Here is an 18,803-nt window from a genome sequence, read left to right as displayed (position 1 = left end):
CGGCAGGCAACCGCCTGCCGGGCCCTGCTGCGTTCTCGGCACGGAGAAGTACTTGACTTCGCCGCCACGCGATATATCGTGTGTCTTGGAAGACGCGATACATCGCGACTCGCCGGATCGTCGCCCCTCCAGGGTACGACGGCGGCCGCCAGACGGGAGGACGAACAGATGAGCCAGTGGACAGTCAGCGAACCCGACCGGATCACGCTCGACGAGGCGGTGCGGGCGTTGGAGGTGCGGATCATCGGCGGCGCGGTCAACGTGGTCGCCGCCGAGGGTCCGGCCCGGCTCGAGGTGACCGAGCTGGACGGCGAACCGCTGCAGGTCACGCTGACCGACGGCGTGCTGACCGTGACCTACCCCGACCTGAGCTGGAGCGACTTCGGCGACCGGGAGCGGTTCAAGTCGGTCGACTCGGTCAAGGGCATCCTGGACTCGCTCTTCCGCAAGCGCCGGGCCCGGGCCGTGGTCTCGCTGACCGTGCCGGCCGACGCCGAGGTCAAGGTCGGCACCGTCTCCGCCGAGGCCACCGTCTCCGGCGTGCGCGGCGGCACCTCGGTGGGCGGGGTGGCCGGCAGCACCACGCTGGTGGGCCTGGCCGGGCGGATCGAGGCCAAGTCGGTCTCCGGCGACATCGACGCCCTGTCGGTCTCCGGCGACCTGCTGGTCAAGACCGTCTCCGGCGGACTGACCGTCATCTCCGGCACCCCCGCCTCGCTGCACGCCAGCACGGTCGGCGGCGGCGTCACCCTGGACCTGGCCGGCACCGGCTCGGCCGACGTGCGGATCAACACGGTCAACGGGGACGTCGCGGTCCGCCTGCCGCAGCCGGCCGACACCACGGTCGAGGCGGGCAGCACCAACGGCCAGTTCGCCACCGCCTTCGAGGAGTTGACGGTCGGCGGCAGCTGGGGCGCGAAGAAGCTCACCGGCAAGCTCGGCGCCGGCACCGGCCGGCTCCAGGTGACCACGGTCTCCGGGGCGATCTCGGTGCTGCGCCGCCCGGAGCCCGAGGACGAGGGGCCCAACCTGGTCAAGGAGCTGACCGCCCCCATTGACGAGGCCGACGAGGCCGACGAGGCCGACGAGGCCGCCGAACAGGCCACGACCGGCCCGACCGATGCGACCGACGAACCGAAGGGTGAGCAGGCATGAGCAGCGTCTTCGCGCACGGCCGGCTGCGGCTCTACCTGCTGAAGCTGCTCGACGAGTCGCCGCGGCACGGCTACGAGGTGATCCGCCTGCTGGAGGGACGCTTCCACGGGCTCTACGCGCCGTCCGCCGGCACCGTCTACCCGCGACTGGCCAAGCTTGAGCAGGAGGGGCTCGTGGAGCACAGCACCGAAGGCGGCCGCAAGGTCTACCGGATCACCGAGGCGGGCCGCCAGGAACTGACGGATCGTCAGGACGACCTGGCGGAGCTGGAGGTGGAGATCAGCGACTCGGTCGCGCAGCTGGCCGGGGCGATCCGGGAGGACGTCCGGGACTCCGCCAAGGACCTGCGCGAGCAGCTGCGCGACGCGGCTCGCAGCGCGCCCAAGGCGGCCGACCCGGCTGCCGCCTGGCGCGGCGCGACGGCGGGCGGCGACTCGGGCTGGCAGCGCACCAAGGAGGAGTTCTCCGAGTTCAAGGCCCAGGCCAAGCGGGCCAAGGAGCAGGAGCGGGCTGCCAAGGAGCAGGCCAAGAAGGCCAAGGAAGAGGCCCGCAAGGCCCGCGAACAGTCCCAGGCGGTCCGGCAGGCGGCCCAGCAGGAGGCCCTGCGGATCAAGCGCAAGGTCGAGCAGCAGGTCCGCGAGCACGTGAGCAAGGGCGACTGGCCGACCGGCCTGGCCGAGGGCCTCTCCGAGCTGACCCGGGGTCTGGCGGGCCTGGCCGACCCGTCCCGCTGGGGCGACACGGCGGCGGCCGGCTCGGCCGCCAAGGTCGACCTGGGCAAGGACGCCCCGAGCGACCTGCCCGACTGGGCCCGCACCGAGCCCGACGCCGACCCGGCCCGTGAACTGGACCGGCTGCTGGACCGGTTCCGCGACCAGGTCCGCGACGCCGCCAGGGACGCGGCCCGAGACAGCGGCCGACTGACGGCCGATCAGCTGGCCGAGGCCCAGTCGGTGCTGGCCGGCGCCGCCGAACGCCTGCGCCGCCTGCTCGGCTGATCCGCTGATCGGGCATCAACTGGTGGCCCGTTGCCCGCGCCCCGGCGCGCGCAACGGGCCACGCGCCGTTCAGGGCTCCAGTACGACCTTCCCGAAGACCTCGCCCTTGGCCAGGCGCGCGAAGCCGTCGCGCGCCTCGGTCAGCGGCAGGACCGAGTCGATCACCGGGCGCACGCCCGCGTGCGCACAGAGCGCGAGCAGGCCGGCGAGCTCCTCCTTGGTCCCCATGGTCGAGCCGACCACCTTGAGCTCCAGGAAGAAGATCCGGTTCAGCTCCGCCGACTTGGGGCTCGGGCCCGAGGTGGCACCGGAGATCACGATGGTCCCGCCGGGCCGCAGCGACTTCACCGAGTGCGACCAGGTGGCCGCCCCGACCGTCTCCATGACCGCGGCCACCCGCTCGGGCAGCCGCGCGCCGCTCTCGAAGGCCGCGTCCGCGCCGAGTTCCACGGCCCGGGCCCGCTTGGCCTCGTCCCGCCCGGTCACCCAGACCCGCAGCCCCGCGGCCTTGCCCAGCACGATCAGCGCGGTGGCCACCCCGCCGCCCGCGCCCTGCACCAGCACGGTGTCACCGGGCTTGACCCCGGCGTTGGTGAAGAGCATCCGGTAGGCGGTCAGCCAGGCCGTCGGCAGGCAGGCCGCCTCGGCGAAGGAGAGTTCGGCCGGCTTGGGCAGCAGGTTCCAGGTCGGCACCGCCACCCGCTGGGCGAAGGTGCCCTGGTAGCGCTCGGTCAGGATGGAGCGCGGCTCGTCCGGCCCGACCCCGTGGCCGCTCTGGCCGATCACCGAGTGGATCACCACCTCGTTGCCCTGCTCGTCGATCCCGGCCGCGTCGCAGCCCAGGATCATCGGCAGCCGCTCGGCGGGCAGGCCCACCCCGCGCAGCGACCAGAGGTCGTGGTGGTTGAGGGTGGCGGCCTTGACGGTCACCACGCTCCAGCCGGGCCGGGCCTCGGGCTCGGGCAACTCCCCCAGCTCCAGGGCACTCAACGGGTCGTCAGCATCGATGCGGGCTGCGTAGGCGGCGAACATGGACCGGACACTAGCCAAGAACGGCCGCGGCCCGGAACCACGCGAGGGTGTGACCTCCACCGCGTGTTCCGGGCCGACCGGTCCGACCAGTCCGTGCTGTCGGCGGATCAGATCCGCGCGACGCCCTCGCGCCGGGCCGCCTCGGCGACCGCCTTGGTGACCGCCGGCGCCACCCGGGCGTCGAACGGCGAGGGGATCACCTTCTGCGCCGTCAGCTCGTCGGCCACCACGGCGGCCAGCGCCTGCGCGGCGGCGAGCTTCATGCCCTCGGTGATCCGCGAGGCCCGCACCTGCAGCGCACCGGCGAAGATGCCGGGGAAGGCCAGCACGTTGTTGATCTGGTTCGGGAAGTCCGAGCGCCCGGTGGCCACCACGGCCGCGTACTTGTGCGCGACCTCCGGGTGGATCTCCGGGTTCGGGTTGGCCATCGCGAAGATGAAGCAGTCCTCGGCCATGGTGGCCACCGCCTCCTCCGGCACGGTGCCGCCGGAGACGCCGATGAAGACGTCCGCCCCGGCCAGCGCCTCGGCCAGGGTGCCCTTGAGCCCGGTCTTGTTGGTGAGCTCGGCGATCTCGGCCTTGACGTCGGTCAGGTCGCCGCGACCCTGGTACACCACGCCACGCCGGTCGCAGACCGAGACGTCGCCGATCCCGGCCGCCACCAGCATCTTGGCGATCGCGATACCCGCCGCACCGGCGCCGGAGATGACCGCGCGCAGCGAACCGATCTCCCGACCGGTCACCTTGGCGGCGTTCCACAGCGCGGCGGTGGTGACGATCGCGGTGCCGTGCTGGTCGTCGTGGAAGATCGGGATGTCCAGCGCGTCCTGCAGCCGGCGCTCGATCTCGAAGCAGCGGGGGGCGGAGATGTCCTCCAGGTTGACGCCGCCGAAGGACGGGGCGAGCCGGACCACGGTCTCCACGATCTCGTCCACGCCCGTGCAGTCCAGCGCGATCGGGACCGCGTCCACGCCGCCGAACTGCTTGAAGAGGATCGCCTTGCCCTCCATCACGGGCAGCGAGGCCTGCGGGCCGATGTCACCGAGGCCGAGCACGGCGGTGCCGTCGGTGACCACCGCGACCGTGTTGGCCTTCCAGGTGTAGTCGTTGACCAGTTCGGGCCGCTCGGCGATGGCGGTGCAGACCCGCGCGACCCCGGGGGTGTAGGCCAGGGACAGGTCGTCCGCGTCGCGCACCGGAACCGTGGCGCGCACCTCCATCTTGCCGCCGCGGTGAAGCGCGAACACGGCGTCGACCGGATCGTCGGTGTCCTCGGTACGAGGGTGGATGATCTCCGCTGCCACGATGACCTCTTCGTCATTGATCAGCGAGGGCGCGTGGTGCGACGGCGTCGAACGGGCACGTCGAACGGCGGCCTCGAGTGAGGGTTTTGATGAGCCTGCGCTGGTGCTTTCCGGCAGAGCCTAGGACGGGGCGACGGCACCGCACCTGTGCCATCGTCTCTCGTCACGCACTGTTCACCAGCCATGGTGATTCGTCACGCACTATCCGCAGGGGTGAACAGGAGGGCCCGGAGGGGAGCTGGTGCGTCGGCTACGGAGTCGGCGTCATGACTTCCGGTCCTGCGCACCCCGGCCCTGTCGCGGGCCGGCGGGTCTCTGTTCGGTACCGGGGATCACCCGATAGCAGATTCTGACACACCCGGCGCTCGGTCCGGCAGACGGGGATGGCAGGATCACCCTCCCCGCCCCCCAATCGGCAACCTCGACGGACACCGGCCGCGCACCCCTTCACCTGCGGCCACCTGGGCATACCGAGGTCGCGCTGCACACCCCAGCAGCCCCGCCGTGGCGGACCTCACTCGCTCTTCCCTCCCTCAGGAAGTCCAGTCCAGCCATGCGCAACCGCACACTCGTACCCGCACTCGCTGTGAGCGTCCTGCTACTCACCGCCTGCGCCTCGATACCCACCGCCCCCGTGGTCACCGGCCCCGGCCTGCTGGCCCAGCTGCCGAAGGAGCTGCGCACCGCGGGCGTGCTCCGGGTCGGTTCGAACCTCAACTACGCCCCGGTCGACTTCAAGGACCCCGGCACCAACCAGCCCAGCGGGCTCGACATCGACCTCATCGATGCACTCGGCAACTACCTGGGTCTGCGGATCCAGCTCGTCGACGAGCCGTTCGCCCAGCTCATCCCCGATGTCCAGAGCAACAGGCTCGACCTGGCGGTGTCCGCCGTGATCGACACCCCGGACCGCCAGCTGGGTACCGACGACACCGGCGCGCGGAGCAATCCGGGCGTCGACTTCGTCGACTACTTCCTCACCGGCACCTCGATCCTGGTGAAGGCGGGCAACCCGCTCGGCATCGTCACCCTGGACAACCTCTGCGGGCGCACCATCGCCCTGCAGAGCGGCACCATCCAGGCCGAGATCGCCGCCCGCCAGGTGCCCGCCTGCCAGAAGGCCGGCAAGTCGCTGAAGATCGACCAGTTCGCCACCGACGCGCAGGCCCTGGCCGAGGTGGACTCCGGCGTGGCGGCGGCCGACCTCAACGACTACCCGGTCGCCGCCTACAACACCGAGCCCGACCACGGCGGCGGCCGGTACCAGGTGGTCGGCGCGATGATGCAGACCAGCCTCTACGGAATCACCGTCAACAAGTCGGACACCGCGCTGCGCGACGTGCTGGCCAAGGCCCTGGACCAGCTGATCCGCAACGGCGGTTACGACCAGATCCTGACCAAGTGGAACGCCCGGGACGGCGCCGTGCCCAGTTCCACCGAGAACGGCGGTTTCTGAGCCGCCCGCTGAGCCGCCGTCGGCACCGGCCGGGTGCCGCGGTCGGCTCCCGCCCGGGCGCATCACCGGGCGGGAGCCGACCCGCGATGAGAACCTGGCAGGAAAAGCACGGCGGAGCGATCACGTTACGCATTTTTGATCTCAATAGTGCTCCGCTCAACAGTTCGGTGATGGCAGGATTCCCCCACCACCTCGGCGGAGGGTGGTCCACCCGAGCAGACCCGTACCGCGGCCCATCGGCATCACCTCTCACCAGGAGGCTCCCCCCATGCGCACCCGCACCCGTCGCTCCAACACCGCTGCCCTCGGGGCGCTTCTCATCACCGGCACGCTGGTCGTCACCGGTTGCAGCAGTAGCAGCAAGAGCACCTCGAGCGGTTCTTCGGCGATACCCACCCCCAGCGCCGTCGCCTCGCTCGCCGCCCAGGTCCCCGCCGGCATCAAGTCCAGCGGCCAGCTCGTGGTCGCCGCGGACGCCTCGTACGCGCCCAACGAGTTCAAGGACGCCAACGGCAACATCGTCGGGATGGACGTCGACCTGGCCAAGGCCATCGCGCAGACGCTGGGTCTGACCGCCAACGTGCAGAACTCCGACTTCACCTCGATCATCCCGGGCATCACCTCGAACAAGTACAACCTCGGCATGAGCTCCTTCACCGACACCAAGGAGCGCGAGGGCACCGTCGACATGGTGACCTACTTCTCGGCCGGCACCAGCACGGCGGTCAAGGCGGGCAACCCGCAGAAGGTGGACCCCAACGACCTGTGCGGCAAGAAGGTCGCCGTGCAGACCGGCACCACCCAGGCCGACGAGATCAAGAACGTCCTCAACCCCGCCTGCAGCAAGGCCGGCAAGCCGACCATCCCGAACAACGGCGACCAGTTCGACCTGCAGACCGACGTCACCCAGGCGGTGGTCTCGGGCCGCGACGACGTGATGCTCGCCGACTCGCCGGTGGTCGACTACGCGGTCAAGCAGACCAACGGCCAGCTGGAGACGATCGGCTCGGTCTCCGACACCGCCCCCTACGGGATCGTGGTCGCCAAGGGCTCGCCGCTGGGCCCGGCCGTCCAGGGCGCCGTCACCGAGCTGATGGCGAACGGCACCTACAAGGCCATCCTCGAGAAGTGGGGCGTGCAGGCCGGCGCCGTCAACCAGTCGGTCATCAACGGTGCCACCAGCTGACCCGGTTCCCCCGACTCAATCCCCTGAGGCCACGCTGTGAACGCAACAGAGAAGGGGGCGGCGGAACCAGGACGGCCTGAGGCCATCAAGGCCGTCCCGGTCCGCCACCCCGGACGTTGGGCCGGAGCCATCGTCGTCGCGGTCCTCGCGGCGATGCTGATCCACGCCCTGATCGAGAACCCCGCCTTCGAGTGGCACGTGGTCGGCCAGACCCTGTTCAACTCGCAGATCCTGCACGGTGTCCGGGTCACCCTGGAGCTGACCGTGCTGTCGATGCTGATGGGCGTGGTCGGCGGCGTGCTGCTCGCGGTGATGCGGCTCTCGCCCAATCCACTGCTCTCCACCGTCGCCTGGATCTACATCTGGGTCTTCCGCGGCACACCGGTGCTGGTGCAGCTGGTGTTCTGGAACTTCCTGGGCGCGATCTGGGTCAAGCTGTCGATCGGCATCCCGTTCGGCCCGGAGTTCTGGTCCGGCACCACCAACACGCTGATCCCGGTCTTCACCGCCGCGCTGCTGGGCCTGGGCCTGAACGAGGCGGCCTACATGGCCGAGATCGTCCGCGGCGGGATCCAGTCGGTGGACGAGGGCCAGACCGAGGCGGCCCACGCGCTCGGCATGAGCCAGACCACCGCACTGCGCCGGATCGTGCTGCCCCAGGCGATGCGGGTGATCATCCCGCCGACCGGCAACGAGACCATCTCGATGCTGAAGACCACCTCACTGGTCCAGGTCATCTCCTTGCAGGAGCTGTTCACGGCCGGCCACGACATCTACTCGCGCACGTTCCAGACCATCCCGGTGCTGATCGCGGTGAGCATCTGGTACCTGTTCATGACCTCCGTGCTGACCGTCGGGCAGTACTACGTTGAGAGGTACTACGCCCGCGGCGCCAACCGGGTGCTGCCGCCCACCCCGCTCCAGCGACTGCGGCGGCTGATCGCCGGAAAGCCCACCCCGGGCACCAAGTCCGACGTGGTACCGGGACTTGAGGGAGGTGGTCACGTATGACCGAGCAGAGCGACGCACCGGCCGGCGATGCCATGGTGCGGGCCGAGGGCGTGCACAAGTCGTACGGCCTGGTCGAGGTGCTCAAGGGGATCGACCTCCAGGTCCGCCCGCGCGAGGTGTTCTGCCTGGTCGGCCCGTCCGGCTCGGGCAAGTCGACCTTCCTGCGCTGCATCAACCACCTGGAGAAGATCAACGCGGGCCGGCTCTGGGTGGACGGCGAGCTGGTGGGCTACCGCCAGAAGGGCGAGAAGCTCTACGAGCTCAGGGACCGCGAGGTGGCCGTCAAACGCCGCGACATCGGCATGGTCTTCCAGCGCTTCAACCTGTTCCCGCACATGACCGCCGTGGAGAACGTGATGGAGGCGCCGGTCCAGGTCAAGAAGCGGAGCAAGGGCGAGGCCAGGGACCAGGCGATGGCGCTGCTGGAGCGGGTCGGGATGGCCGACAAGGCCAGGAACTACCCCTCCCAGCTCTCCGGCGGCCAGCAGCAGCGGGTGGCGATCGCCCGGGCACTGGCGATGCAGCCCAAGCTGATGCTCTTCGACGAGCCCACCTCGGCGCTCGACCCCGAGCTGGTCGGCGAGGTGCTGGACGTGATGCGCGGGCTGGCCGAGGAGGGCATGACGATGATCGTGGTCACCCACGAGATGGGCTTCGCCCGTGAGGTGGGCGACGCGCTGGTCTTCATGGACGACGGGGTGGTGGTCGAGTCGGGCAGCCCGCGCGAGGTGCTCGCCAATCCACGGCACGAGCGCACCAAGGCCTTCCTGTCCAAGGTGCTCTGAGGCCGGCCCCAGCCGTGGTCGCGGCAGGTCAGGGCGCCGGTCCCGGTCGGGGCCGGCGCCCTGGGCTGTCGGCCCGTACGCGTTCCCGGCAAAAGGTAATAGGCTTCAAGCAGACTACCCATTACGCGCTGCGGAGGATTTCCCGGTGGAGCTCGCCCTGTACGCCGACTACGCGGTCCGGCTGGTCAACAGCGAGGAGCCGGAGCGCGGCACCGACGCGCTGGTCAGCGTGGACGCGGTGCGCGCGCTCTTCGGCAGCCCGACCTCACGCGGTGCGCGGCTGACCGAGGCCGCCGACCTGCCCCGGCTGCGGGCGGTGCGCGGCCGGCTGCGCGCGGTCTTCGAGGCCGCTGCGGCCGGCGACGAGGTGCGCGGGGTCGATCTGCTGAACGAACTGATGATCGAGTACCCGGTCAGCCCGCTGGTCTCCGGGCACGACTACCTGGACGAGAGCGGCCGGCCGCGCTGGCACCTGCACCTGGCGGACAACGCGGCCAGCGCCACCGCCGCCTTCACCGCGGTGGCCTGCATGGGCCTGGCGATCCACCTCACCGAGCTGGGCGCGGACCGGCTCGGCATCTGCCAGGCCGCGCCGTGCCGCAACGCCTATCTGGACACCTCGACCAACCGCTCGCGCCGGTACTGCTCGGACCGCTGCGCGACCCGGGCCAACGTGGCGGCCTACCGGGCGCGCAAGCGGCAGGAGGCCGCAGCCGCAGCCGAGGCGGCCACCGCTACAGCTCGGGGCTGAGCCGCCGGAACACCCCGAACCGGGCCGCCAGGCCCGGCCAGCGGCCCAGCGGCCGGGTGCAGAGCAGCCGCTCCAGCCAGCCGGCCGGAGCCAGCCAGACCGGGTTCGGGGAGAGCCGCAGCAGCACCCGGCCGAGCACCAGATCGTCGGGTACCGCGCCGTACTCCCGGCTGTCGTTCTCCACGAACTGGTTGTCGGAGAGCAGCCACCAGCCCTTGGCCCGCCGCTCGGTGGCCCGTTTCACCACCAGCAGGTCCTGGCGCAGCGGGTGACGGACCAGCACCACCGCGCCGGGCCGCACCCGGGCGCCGTACCGCACCAGCAGCCGGTCGCCGTGGTACAGGGTGGGCACCATCGAAGGCCCGGCCACGTCCATCAGCCCCAACGGCAGCAAGCCGCCTCCCGTACGCTCCGCAGGTTCTGGGCCCGCGTCAGTGCCCCGTCGCCGCATCGCCGTACCTCCTTGTCGCGCCCGCCGGCTCCCGTCCTCGGGACCAGCATCCCGCATCGTCAACGTGTGCCCGATATCGACCGGTTCCGACTCAACCTTTTGCCCTAGGTCCCCGTCCCGACCGAGAGATCCGGGGGGTCGCGGGGTAGTCTCGGCCCGGGAAGACGATCTAAGGAAGGACTCCCATGTTCTCTCGTCTGTTTGCACCGCGGGTCACCGCTCACGCCCACTGCGACCTGCCCTGCGGTGTCTACGACCCCGCCCAGGCCCGCATCGAGGCCGAGTCGGTGAAGGGTACTCAGGAGAAGTACCAGGCCAACGAGGACGCCCACTTCCGCGCGCGCGCCATCATCATCAAGGAGCAGCGCGCCGAGGCCGTCAAGCACCACCTGTCGGTGCTGTGGAGCGACTACTTCAAGGCCCCGCACTTCGAGAAGTACCCGGAGCTGCACAAGCTCTTCAACGACGCCCTGAAGGCCGCCTCGGCCGCCAAGGCCTCGACCGACCCGGCCACCGGCCAGACCCTGCTGGACTACATCGCCCAGATCGACAAGATCTTCTGGGAGACCAAGCAGGCCTGAACCCGGCCCGGGTCAAGCTGACGCCGATGCCCTTCGCTCTTTCGAGCGAAGGGCATCGGTCGTGACCGGAGCCAAGTACCCTCGGAGGCATGATCAGAGCCGCCGTCGCCGAGGACGTCCCGACCATCATCGAACTGATCCGCGAACTGGCGGACTACGAGAAGGCCCTGGACCAGGCCAGAGCCACCGAGGAGCAGCTGCGCGAGGCGCTGTTCGGCGAGCACCCGGCGGTCTTCGCACTGATCGCCGAGGACGACCGGACGGCCGAGACGGTCGGCTTCGCGCTCTGGTTCCGCAACTTCTCCACCTGGACCGGCAGTCACGGGATCTACCTGGAGGACCTCTACGTGCGCCCCGAGGCGCGCGGCGGCGGTCACGGCAAGGCCCTGCTGACCGAGCTGGCCCGGATCGCGGTGGAGCGCGGCTACGGGCGCCTCGAGTGGTCGGTGCTGGACTGGAACGAGCCGTCGATCGGCTTCTACAAGTCGCTCCACGCCGAACCGATGGACGAGTGGACGGTGTTCCGGCTGACCGGCGAGCCGCTGGCGGAGCTGGGAAAGCGCTGACGACCTGCGGCGAATCCGGTCACAGGTCGCGACATCCATCGGCCGATCGCGGTAACGTCTCGGCGGACGGCCCGCGTCCGGCACCGCCCGACTGGGTAGGACTGGGACGTACCGCACCACCCCTCAAGACAGTTGGGGCGAAGCAGTTGAGCCAAGCAACAGAACGTGCCGAGGCCCTCGGGTCACCAGCACAGCGCGTCACCCAGGAGGTGAGGGTGTCCCAGATCGACGGCGCTGCCGAGTCGCGGGACGAAACGGCCGCCAAGGACTTCGTGGAGGTCCGACTGCCCGCCCAGGGCGCTTACCTCTCGGTCCTGCGGACGGCCACGGCCGGCCTCGCGGCCCGGCTGGACTTCACCCTGGACGAGATCGAGGACCTACGGATCGCAGTCGACGAGGCCTGCGCCATCCTGCTCCAGCAGGCGGTGCCGGGTTCGGTGCTGACCTGCGAGTTCCGGCTGGTCGGCGACGCGCTGCGGGTCACCGTCTCGGCGCCGACCACGGACGGCCGGGCGCCCGAGCGCGACACCTTCGCCTGGACGGTGCTCTCCGCGCTGGCCGGCGAGGTGGAGTCCTCGGTGGCCGAGGACCGGACGGTCAGCATCAGCCTGCACAAGAAGCGCGGCGGGACGATCCTCCAGCCGTGATCCGGCCACCCGGCCTGACCCGCGCAGGGCACCGGTGGGGCACTGCCACGACCCCTCCGGGGGCGGGGGCGTTCCCGCTCCGGGGCCCGATCGCGGTACAACCAATGTGATGGCCCGGCCGCGCCGGCGGCCCGGGCGCTCCCGGAACGGAACGGGGGATCGCCGTGAGTGATCTGGATCGCAACTCTGCCGTCGGGCCGCTGCCCGTGGACGGCCGACCCGCGGACGAGGTGTCCGCCGGCGGCCGGGCCACGGCCGGCCGGCCGGCCGTGCGTCGCACCGTGCCCGCCCCCGCCTCTCCCTACGACGCGCACCCGAAGGACGCCCAACGGATGAGCCAGCCGACCGACCCGACGCCGGAGCCGACGGCCGGGCCACGCCCGCCGGCCGACGAGACCGGCCCCGTGGGCGAAGAGGCGGCCGAGGAGGCGCTGGCCGCCGAGGTGGTGCGGGCCGCGCTACCCGTCCAGGGGACCGGTCACCGCAGCGCCGCACCGGACCGGGAGGCGGCGCGCGCGCTCTTCGTGCGCCTGGCCGCGCTCCCGGAAGGCTCCACCGAGCGGGTGGAGCTGCGCAACCAGCTGGTCCGGATGCACATCCCGCTGGTCGAACACCTGGCCCGGCGGTTCCGCAACCGCGGCGAGCCGCTGGACGACCTGACCCAGGTGGCCACCATCGGCCTGATCAAGTCGGTGGACCGGTTCGACCACGAGCGCGGGGTGGAGTTCTCCACCTACGCCACCCCGACCATCGTGGGCGAGATCAAGCGGCACTTCCGGGACAAGGGCTGGGCGGTGCGGGTGCCGCGTCGGCTGCAGGAACTGCGGCTCTCGCTGACCACCGCGACCAGCGAGCTCTCCCAGCGGCACGGCCGCTCCCCCACGGTGCACGAGCTGGCCGAGCACCTCGGGATCTCCGAGGAGGACGTGCTGGAGGGCCTGGAGTCGGCCAACGCCTACTCCACCCTCTCGCTGGACGTGCCGGACAGCGACGACGAGTCGCCGGCCGTGGCGGACACGCTGGGCGCCACCGACGAGGCGCTGGAGGGGGTGGAGTACCGCGAGTCGCTGAAGCCGCTGCTGGCCCAACTCCCGCAGCGCGAGCAGAAGATCCTGGTGCTCCGGTTCTTCCGCAACATGACGCAGTCTCAGATCGCCGCCGAGGTGGGCATCTCGCAGATGCACGTCTCGCGGCTGCTCGCCCGCACCCTGGCCCAGCTGCGGGACAAGCTGCTGGTCGAGGAGTAGGACCAGAGGTACGAAGCGGCCCGCCGCCCGGTCAGCACCGGGCGGCGGGCCGCGCTCGCTTCCCCCTGCGGGGCGATCAGCTCTCGGGCTGGTAGAGCAGCGCGGTGACCCGCGGGTGGAGCGTGGTCACCAGGCCCGCCAGGCCGGCCAGGCCGACCAGCGCGCCCACCGCCGGCATCATGCCGCCGCTCTGGAACATGTAGTACGCCACCGGCAGGCAGGTGGAGTGGGTCAGCACCGCCGGGCTGCGACCCCAGCGGCGCAGCCGGAGCAGCGCCCAGGAGGCGAACAGCGGCAGCAGCCCGAGCAGCAGGATCACCGAGCCGCCGTACTCGACCAGGCCCTGGTTCCTGGTGGTCTCCACCAGCCCGGCCACGATCATGTAGCCCCCCCAGGCGGTCAGTGCGGCGCCCTCGGCGGCGGTCAGCGCGACGGCGGCGAGCAGGGCGCCCGGGCGGGCCGACGCGGAGCTGTCGGCGGGGGCGGCGGAGGAGGTTTCTGCGGTCACTCCAGCAGGGTAGCCGCCGCCCCGCGAGCGGTGAGCCGTAGGCTGAACCTCATGCGCGCGCTCCTGGTCGTGAACCCGAAAGCCACCACCACCAGTGGCCGGACCAGGGATGTGCTCACCCACGCGCTGCGCAGCGATCTCAAGCTGGAGGTCGCGGTCACCGGCTACCGCGGCCACGCCCGCGACCTGGCCCGCGAGGCGGCGGCGGACGGCACGGTGGACCTGGTGGTCGCGCTCGGCGGCGACGGCACCGTCAACGAGGTGGTCAACGGACTGCTCGCGCACGGACCCGGCGAACGGGTGCCCCGGCTGGCCGTGGTGCCCGGCGGCAGCACCAATGTGTTCGCCCGCGCGCTGGGCCTGCCCAACCATCCGGTGGAGGCCACCGGGCAGCTGCTGGACGCCCTGGAGAACCGCCGGGAGCGGGCCATCTCACTCGGCAAGGCGATGTCCGAGGGGCTGCCGGACCGCTGGTTCACCTTCACCGCCGGCCTCGGCTTCGACGCGGGGGTGGTCGGCCGGGTGGAGGACCAGCGCCGGTCGGGGCGCAAGTCCACGCACGCGCTCTACGTCCGCGAAGCGCTCCGGCACTACGTCACCGAGCGTCACCATCGCAGGAGCGGCCCCGTCACCCTGGAAATCCCGGGCCGCGCACCGCAGCCGGGACTGGTGATGACCATAGTGTCGAACACCTCGCCGTGGACTTTCCTGGGTAATCGCCCGGTGTTGCCCTCGCCGTCGGCTTCCTTCGAAACCGACCTTGACATCTTCGGGATCACTCGAATGACGGCGTTCGGAACCGCTCGTACGGTCCGTCAGATTCTGCGGCCGCACACTCCTTCGGAGCAATCCCAGAACGACGCCGGGCCGACCGGGAAGCACCTCGTCTCCTATCACGACGTCAGACACTTCACCTTGGTTTCACAGGAACCGGCCCCATTTCAGGTCGACGGGGACCACCTTGGAGAGAGGAGTCGCGTCAGTTTCACAGGCGTACGACGGGCACTGCGTGTGATTGTGTGACCAGAAGGGGGTCCCGCCCTTCTTCTCGAACGCGCTAGCCCCCTTCACCCCATAGAAGTACGGCCTGTGAGGTAGGCGACACCGAAGAATCAAAAATTCCTCCTCGAAGGGGGTTGTATCCGAGCCCGAGGTTTGCGAACCTCTACATGGCGATCGGGACGCGTCGCAGCGAGACAAGCGAGGCGGCCCCCTTGAGCATCTCCTGGCACCTACGTGCTGCTGGGGGCCCTCGAGGTGAGTAGTACCTGCTGAGCAGTACCTCAGGATGCGCCCGAACCCCCCTTCTGCACAGACTGCCGGGCCGCAAAGGCCTTAGGTCCCTTTTGCCGTTGTGGGATTCGTGAAAGCGTTCACATTCACAAGCCATCGATAGTGTCGGCCGGGCCACCGCCTGCCGGCAGGAGGAGTTGGACGACCATGGACTGGCGCCACCGCGCTGTCTGCCGCGAAGAGGACCCGGAGCTGTTCTTCCCGATCGGGAACACCGGTCCTGCTCTGCTGCAGATCGAGGAAGCCAAGGCCGTGTGCCGCCGCTGTCCCGTCATGGAGCAGTGTCTGCAGTGGGCCCTCGAGACCGGCCAGGACGCCGGCGTCTGGGGTGGCATGAGCGAGGACGAGCGTCGTGCGATGAAGCGCCGCGCCGCCCGCAACCGCGCCCGCACTGCCTGAGCGAGCGCCTCGCGCACCGCTCAGCCGACGCACGGCAGCTGACGCACGACCGATCAACAGTACGACCGTTCAAGAGTACGACCGTTCAACAGCGTTGCCGATCAACAGCGTTGCTGGACAGAAGCATTGCCGATCAACACATGATCACAGGCTTCGACCGCCACTCCGTCGAAGCCTTCCGCAGGAGCCGTCACGCATCGGGAATCCGATCGGCGTGGCGACCCCGACACCTTGCCCCCGCTAGGTCCGGACACTTGATACTGTTCACGCAGAGCAATATCGTGGACCTGGGACGCTCACCGTACGCAGTTTGACGGGACGGGCGACCTGGCAGTGACCGACGCACACCGCAAGGTGTCGCGCACCACAGAGCCCCCGTTCCGGCCGACTCCCCCCGACGGCCGGAACGGGTTGAGAGGCCCTGTCGACCCTCCCCCCCGGTCGACAGGGCCTCGTTTCGTTTCCCCCGCCTGCGGTCCGGCCGGCGCATCCGGTCAGCGGACCGGGATCTCCAGCACCACCTTGGTGCCGCCGCCGGGCGCCGCCACCATGTCGAAGGTGCCGCCCAACTCGCCGCCGGCCAGGGTGCGCACGATCTGCAGCCCGAGGTTGCCGCCCTCCTGCGGGTCGAAGCCCTCGGGCATCCCGCGCCCGTCGTCCTGCACGGTGATCAGCAGGTACTCCTCCGGCTTCGCTCCCCCGTTCCAACTGTCCGACCAGCCCATCCCGGTGGCCGGCGCCCGCCCGCGCAGCGCGCTGACCGAGAGGTTGCCGGCCGCCTTGGGACCGAACGCGTGCTCCAGCGCGTTCTGCAGCAGTTCGGTGAGGACCATCGCCAGTGGGGTGGCCACCTCGGCGGAGAGGATGCCGAAGCTGCCGCTGCGCCGGGTGGTCACCTGGCCGTCCTGGGACAGCTCCATCACCATCGCCAGCACCCGGTCGGCGATCTCGTCGAAAGCCACCTGCTCGTCCAGCGTCTGGGAGAGCGTTTCGTGCACGATCGCGATCGAGCCGACCCGGCGCACCGCCTCGTCCAGCGCGGCCCGGGCCGAGTCGTCGCCCATCCGGCGGGACTGCAGCCGCAGCAGCGCGGCCACCGTCTGCAGGTTGTTCTTCACCCGGTGGTGGATCTCCCGGATGGTGGCGTCCTTGGTCATCAGCTCCCGCTCGCGGCGGCGCAGTTCGGTGACGTCCCGGGCCAGCACCAGCGAACCGGTGTGCACGCCCTTGGGCTTGAGCGGGATCGCGCGCAGCGTCACCACTCCGCCCTGGGCCTCCACCTCGGTCTGCCGGGGCGCCCACCCGCTGGCCAGCTTGACCAGCGCCTCGTGCACCGCGCCGCGCGATGGTGGCGCCAACTCGGCGGTGGTGCTGCCGAGGTGACCGCCGACCAGGTCGGTGGTCAGGCCCAGCCGGTGGTAGGCGGAGAGCGCGTTGGGGCTGGCGTAGGTGACGATGCCGTCGGCGTCCAGCCGGATCAGGCCGTCGCCGACCCGGGGAGCCGCGTCCATGTCGACCTGCTCGCCGGCGTACGGGAAGGTGCCGGCCGCGATCATCTGGGCCAGGTCCGAGGCGCTCTGCAGGTAGGTGAGCTCCAGCCGGCTCGGCGTGCGCACGGTGAGCAGGTTGGTGTTGCGGGCGATCACGCCGAGCACCCGGCCCTCGCGCCGGACCGGGATCGACTCGACCCGCACCGGCACCTCCTCGCGCCACTCCGGGTCGCCCTCACGCACGATCCGCCCCTCGTCGAAGGCGGCGTCCAGCAGCGGGCGACGGCCACGCGGGACCAGGTGGCCGACCATGTCGTCCTGGTAGGAGGTGGGCCCGGTGTTGGGGCGCATCTGGGCCACCGAGACGTACCGGATGCCGTCCCAGGTGGGGATCCACAGCACCAGGTCGGCGAAGGAGAGGTCGGAGAGCAGCTGCCACTCCGAGACCAGCAGGTGGAGCCACTCCACATCGGCACCGGTGAGGGTGGTGTGGCGGCGGACGAGTTCGTTCAACGAGGGCACAGGGCGAGGGTAGCCCGCCGGACGGCCGGGACCACGGCTTGTCCAGACCAATGCCCGGCGACTCCTGGACATTCCAGATTGGTCTAGTCCACAATGGAAGGGCACCAAGGAGAGGCCACTCGCGCACACTGCCCTGACCGCGCGCGGCCGCTCCCCGGTCGGCCGCCGCACTACCGGGACCCCGCACAGTTCCGGGAGCGCACGAGGCGGCCGACGACAGCTCCGGGCTGCGGTGCCGCACAGGCTGAGGGTCCTGTGTCGGCGCCGTGGCCCGTAGTGCTTTCCGCGCGCGACCGCCGCCCTGCCGGGTCAGCGGGTCTCGGTGACCTTGGCCAGCGCGCGCGGGGCGTCCGGGTCCTGGCCGCGGGCGATGGTGATCTCGTAGGCGAGCTGTTGCAACGGCAGGATCTCCAGGATCGGCTGGACCTCCTCCGGCACCCCGGCGGGCAGCGCGAAGCCGGCCGAGGCCGCGTCCACCTGGTCCTGCTGGCCGACCACCACCAGGTCCGCGCCCCGGCCGCGCAGCCGGTCCAGCACGGGCTGCAGCGCCTCGCCGCCCTTGCCGTCCGGCACGATGGCGATCACCGGCGAGACGTTGTCCACCATCGCCAGCGGCCCGTGCAGCAGGTCCGCGCCGGAGAACGGGGTGACCGGGATGTAGGTGGTCTCCATCAGCTTCAGCGCCGCCTCGCGCGCGGTCGGGTAGCCGTAGCCGCGCGAGGTGATCACCAGCCGCTGGGCGAACCGGTAGCGCTCGGCCAGCGCCTTCACCTCGGCGTGGCGGGCCAGCACCCCCGCCGCCAGCTGCGGCAGTCCCTTGGCGGCGGCGAAGTCGTCGCCCCGCAGGCCCTGCACGAGGAGGTAGAGGGCGAGCAGCTCGGCGGTGTACGTCTTGGTGGCCGGCAGCGCCTTCTCCGGTCCGGCCAGCACGTCGATGTGGAACTCGGAGACCTCGGCGAGCGGCGAGGCGGCGTTGTTGGTCACCGCCAGGGTGATCGCGCCGGCCTCCCGGGCGGCCTTGGTGGAGGCGAGCAGGTCGGGCGAGCCGCCGGACTGGCTGACCGTGATCACCAGCACGTCGCGCAGGTCCGGCTTGGCACCGTAGGCGGTGGTGGTGGACATCGAGGTGAGCCCGGCCGGCTTGCCGAGCAGCACCTCGATCAGGTACTTGGCGTAGAGCGCCGCGTTGTCGGAGGTGCCGCGCGCGGTCAGCAGCACGAAGCGCGGCTCGCGGGCGGCGATCTCGGCGGCGATCTCCTGGATCCGGGCGGCGCCCTCGTCGAGGATGCGCTGCAGCACCGCCGGCTGCTCGGCCATCTCGGCCGCCATGATCTTCCCGGGAAGGTGCGACTGCTGGTCGGACATCAGGAGAGCCTCCGGTGCCTGGCTGGTGCGACGGTCGCGGACACCTACGAATCCCG

General features: G+C 70.8%; 19 protein-coding genes. 13 read left to right on the top strand and 6 right to left on the bottom strand.

Annotation, left to right across the window (positions count from 1 at the left end; translation table 11 throughout):
• The first annotated feature begins 168 nt into the window (after nt 1-168).
• Together ABH937_RS14860 and ABH937_RS14855 are read left to right on the top strand one after the other, a co-directional pair.
• Nucleotides 169-1,155, top strand: coding sequence for a DUF4097 domain-containing protein (locus ABH937_RS14860; RefSeq protein ID WP_370218409.1), 987 nt, complete (start codon nt 169-171; stop codon nt 1,153-1,155).
• Nucleotides 1,152-2,153 carry a PadR family transcriptional regulator gene (locus ABH937_RS14855; RefSeq protein ID WP_370218407.1) on the top strand — a complete coding sequence of 334 codons (1,002 nt, stop codon included), beginning with the start codon at nt 1,152-1,154 and terminating at the stop codon, nt 2,151-2,153. Before ABH937_RS14860 ends, ABH937_RS14855 begins: the two co-directional genes overlap by 4 nt.
• A 69-nt stretch (nt 2,154-2,222) precedes the next feature.
• Here ABH937_RS14855 and ABH937_RS14850 read toward each other — a convergent pair whose 3' ends face one another.
• Together ABH937_RS14850 and ABH937_RS14845 are read right to left on the bottom strand one after the other, a co-directional pair.
• Complete coding sequence (locus tag ABH937_RS14850) at nt 2,223-3,185, bottom strand: zinc-binding dehydrogenase (protein WP_280687466.1); 963 nt, start codon at nt 3,183-3,185, stop codon at nt 2,223-2,225.
• A 107-nt stretch (nt 3,186-3,292) separates the two neighbouring features.
• Nucleotides 3,293-4,489 (bottom strand): NADP-dependent malic enzyme, encoded by a 1,197-nt coding sequence (locus tag ABH937_RS14845; RefSeq protein WP_280687467.1) that lies wholly within the window; start codon nt 4,487-4,489, stop codon nt 3,293-3,295.
• A 553-nt stretch (nt 4,490-5,042) separates the two neighbouring features.
• Between ABH937_RS14845 and ABH937_RS14840 the strand changes: the two genes are divergently transcribed.
• The 5 genes from ABH937_RS14840 (at nt 5,043) to ABH937_RS14820 (ending at nt 9,678) form a co-directional block, all read left to right on the top strand.
• Nucleotides 5,043-5,945: an ABC transporter substrate-binding protein gene (locus tag ABH937_RS14840; protein ID WP_280687468.1), complete on the top strand. Its 903-nt coding sequence runs from the start codon at nt 5,043-5,045 to the stop codon at nt 5,943-5,945.
• A gap of 268 nt (nt 5,946-6,213) precedes the next feature.
• Nucleotides 6,214-7,131 carry an ABC transporter substrate-binding protein gene (locus ABH937_RS14835; RefSeq protein ID WP_370218406.1) on the top strand — a complete coding sequence of 306 codons (918 nt, stop codon included), beginning with the start codon at nt 6,214-6,216 and terminating at the stop codon, nt 7,129-7,131.
• A 36-nt stretch (nt 7,132-7,167) separates the two neighbouring features.
• Complete coding sequence (locus ABH937_RS14830; RefSeq protein WP_280687472.1) at nt 7,168-8,142, top strand: amino acid ABC transporter permease; 975 nt, start codon at nt 7,168-7,170, stop codon at nt 8,140-8,142.
• A gap of 32 nt (nt 8,143-8,174) precedes the next feature.
• Nucleotides 8,175-8,927 carry an amino acid ABC transporter ATP-binding protein gene (locus ABH937_RS14825; RefSeq protein ID WP_280688002.1) on the top strand — a complete coding sequence of 251 codons (753 nt, stop codon included), beginning with the start codon at nt 8,175-8,177 and terminating at the stop codon, nt 8,925-8,927.
• Nucleotides 8,928-9,072: 145 nt separating this feature from the next.
• Nucleotides 9,073-9,678 (top strand): CGNR zinc finger domain-containing protein, encoded by a 606-nt coding sequence (locus tag ABH937_RS14820; protein WP_280687474.1) that lies wholly within the window; start codon nt 9,073-9,075, stop codon nt 9,676-9,678.
• Here ABH937_RS14820 and sodX read toward each other — a convergent pair.
• On the bottom strand, nt 9,662-10,054 hold the full coding sequence (gene sodX / locus ABH937_RS14815; protein WP_280688003.1) for a nickel-type superoxide dismutase maturation protease: 393 nt from the start codon (nt 10,052-10,054) through the stop codon (nt 9,662-9,664). The two genes, ABH937_RS14820 and sodX, sit on opposite strands and share 17 nt — an antisense overlap.
• Nucleotides 10,055-10,314: 260 nt before the next feature.
• On the opposite strand from sodX, the gene sodN reads away from it, so the two are divergent.
• From sodN to ABH937_RS14795, 4 genes are all read left to right on the top strand, one after another.
• Nucleotides 10,315-10,710 (top strand): superoxide dismutase, Ni, encoded by a 396-nt coding sequence (gene sodN, locus ABH937_RS14810; protein ID WP_280687477.1) that lies wholly within the window; start codon nt 10,315-10,317, stop codon nt 10,708-10,710.
• Between the two features lie 89 nt (nt 10,711-10,799).
• On the top strand, nt 10,800-11,276 hold the full coding sequence (locus ABH937_RS14805; RefSeq protein WP_280687479.1) for a GNAT family N-acetyltransferase: 477 nt from the start codon (nt 10,800-10,802) through the stop codon (nt 11,274-11,276).
• Nucleotides 11,277-11,491: 215 nt separating this feature from the next.
• Nucleotides 11,492-11,923, top strand: a complete 432-nt coding sequence (locus tag ABH937_RS14800) for an anti-sigma regulatory factor (protein ID WP_370145680.1) — start codon at nt 11,492-11,494, stop codon at nt 11,921-11,923.
• A 164-nt stretch (nt 11,924-12,087) separates the two neighbouring features.
• Nucleotides 12,088-13,170: an RNA polymerase sigma factor SigF gene (locus tag ABH937_RS14795; RefSeq protein WP_370145678.1), complete on the top strand. Its 1,083-nt coding sequence runs from the start codon at nt 12,088-12,090 to the stop codon at nt 13,168-13,170.
• Nucleotides 13,171-13,246: 76 nt separating this feature from the next.
• Here ABH937_RS14795 and ABH937_RS14790 read toward each other — a convergent pair whose 3' ends face one another.
• Nucleotides 13,247-13,678, bottom strand: coding sequence for a hypothetical protein (locus ABH937_RS14790; RefSeq protein ID WP_280687481.1), 432 nt, complete (start codon nt 13,676-13,678; stop codon nt 13,247-13,249).
• A 51-nt stretch (nt 13,679-13,729) separates the two neighbouring features.
• Here ABH937_RS14790 and ABH937_RS14785 point away from each other — a divergent pair, with 51 nt between their 5' ends.
• On the top strand, nt 13,730-14,701 hold the full coding sequence (locus ABH937_RS14785; protein ID WP_280687482.1) for a diacylglycerol kinase family protein: 972 nt from the start codon (nt 13,730-13,732) through the stop codon (nt 14,699-14,701).
• 417 nt (nt 14,702-15,118) lie between these two features.
• On the top strand, nt 15,119-15,370 hold the full coding sequence (locus ABH937_RS14780; protein ID WP_014138019.1) for a WhiB family transcriptional regulator: 252 nt from the start codon (nt 15,119-15,121) through the stop codon (nt 15,368-15,370).
• Between the two features lie 494 nt (nt 15,371-15,864).
• Here the strand turns inward: ABH937_RS14780 and ABH937_RS14775 are convergent, their stop codons facing one another.
• Together ABH937_RS14775 and ABH937_RS14770 are read right to left on the bottom strand one after the other, a co-directional pair.
• Nucleotides 15,865-17,382: a sensor histidine kinase gene (locus ABH937_RS14775; protein WP_280687483.1), complete on the bottom strand. Its 1,518-nt coding sequence runs from the start codon at nt 17,380-17,382 to the stop codon at nt 15,865-15,867.
• A gap of 309 nt (nt 17,383-17,691) precedes the next feature.
• On the bottom strand, nt 17,692-18,747 hold the full coding sequence (locus ABH937_RS14770; RefSeq protein WP_280687485.1) for an SIS domain-containing protein: 1,056 nt from the start codon (nt 18,745-18,747) through the stop codon (nt 17,692-17,694).
• Between the last annotated feature and the right edge of the window lie 56 nt (nt 18,748-18,803).

The sequence above is a fragment of the Kitasatospora sp. GAS1066B genome (assembly GCF_041262605.1).
Classification (GTDB): Bacteria; Actinomycetota; Actinomycetes; order Streptomycetales; family Streptomycetaceae; genus Kitasatospora.
Note: the sequence above shows the minus strand (reverse complement) of the source record. Positions and strands in the feature narration are given on the sequence as shown.

Coding starts and splice junctions, on each gene's coding strand:
- ABH937_RS14780 (WP_014138019.1), top strand. CDS start 15,119: ATGGACTGGCGCCACCGCGCTGTCTGCCGCGAAGAGGACCCGGAGCTG.
- sodN (WP_280687477.1), top strand. CDS start 10,315: ATGTTCTCTCGTCTGTTTGCACCGCGGGTCACCGCTCACGCCCACTGC.
- ABH937_RS14835 (WP_370218406.1), top strand. CDS start 6,214: ATGCGCACCCGCACCCGTCGCTCCAACACCGCTGCCCTCGGGGCGCTT.
- ABH937_RS14840 (WP_280687468.1), top strand. CDS start 5,043: ATGCGCAACCGCACACTCGTACCCGCACTCGCTGTGAGCGTCCTGCTA.
- ABH937_RS14785 (WP_280687482.1), top strand. CDS start 13,730: ATGCGCGCGCTCCTGGTCGTGAACCCGAAAGCCACCACCACCAGTGGC.
- ABH937_RS14850 (WP_280687466.1), bottom strand. CDS start 3,185: ATGTTCGCCGCCTACGCAGCCCGCATCGATGCTGACGACCCGTTGAGT.
- ABH937_RS14770 (WP_280687485.1), bottom strand. CDS start 18,747: ATGTCCGACCAGCAGTCGCACCTTCCCGGGAAGATCATGGCGGCCGAG.
- ABH937_RS14860 (WP_370218409.1), top strand. CDS start 169: ATGAGCCAGTGGACAGTCAGCGAACCCGACCGGATCACGCTCGACGAG.
- ABH937_RS14855 (WP_370218407.1), top strand. CDS start 1,152: ATGAGCAGCGTCTTCGCGCACGGCCGGCTGCGGCTCTACCTGCTGAAG.
- ABH937_RS14825 (WP_280688002.1), top strand. CDS start 8,175: ATGGTGCGGGCCGAGGGCGTGCACAAGTCGTACGGCCTGGTCGAGGTG.
- sodX (WP_280688003.1), bottom strand. CDS start 10,054: ATGGACGTGGCCGGGCCTTCGATGGTGCCCACCCTGTACCACGGCGAC.
- ABH937_RS14805 (WP_280687479.1), top strand. CDS start 10,800: ATGATCAGAGCCGCCGTCGCCGAGGACGTCCCGACCATCATCGAACTG.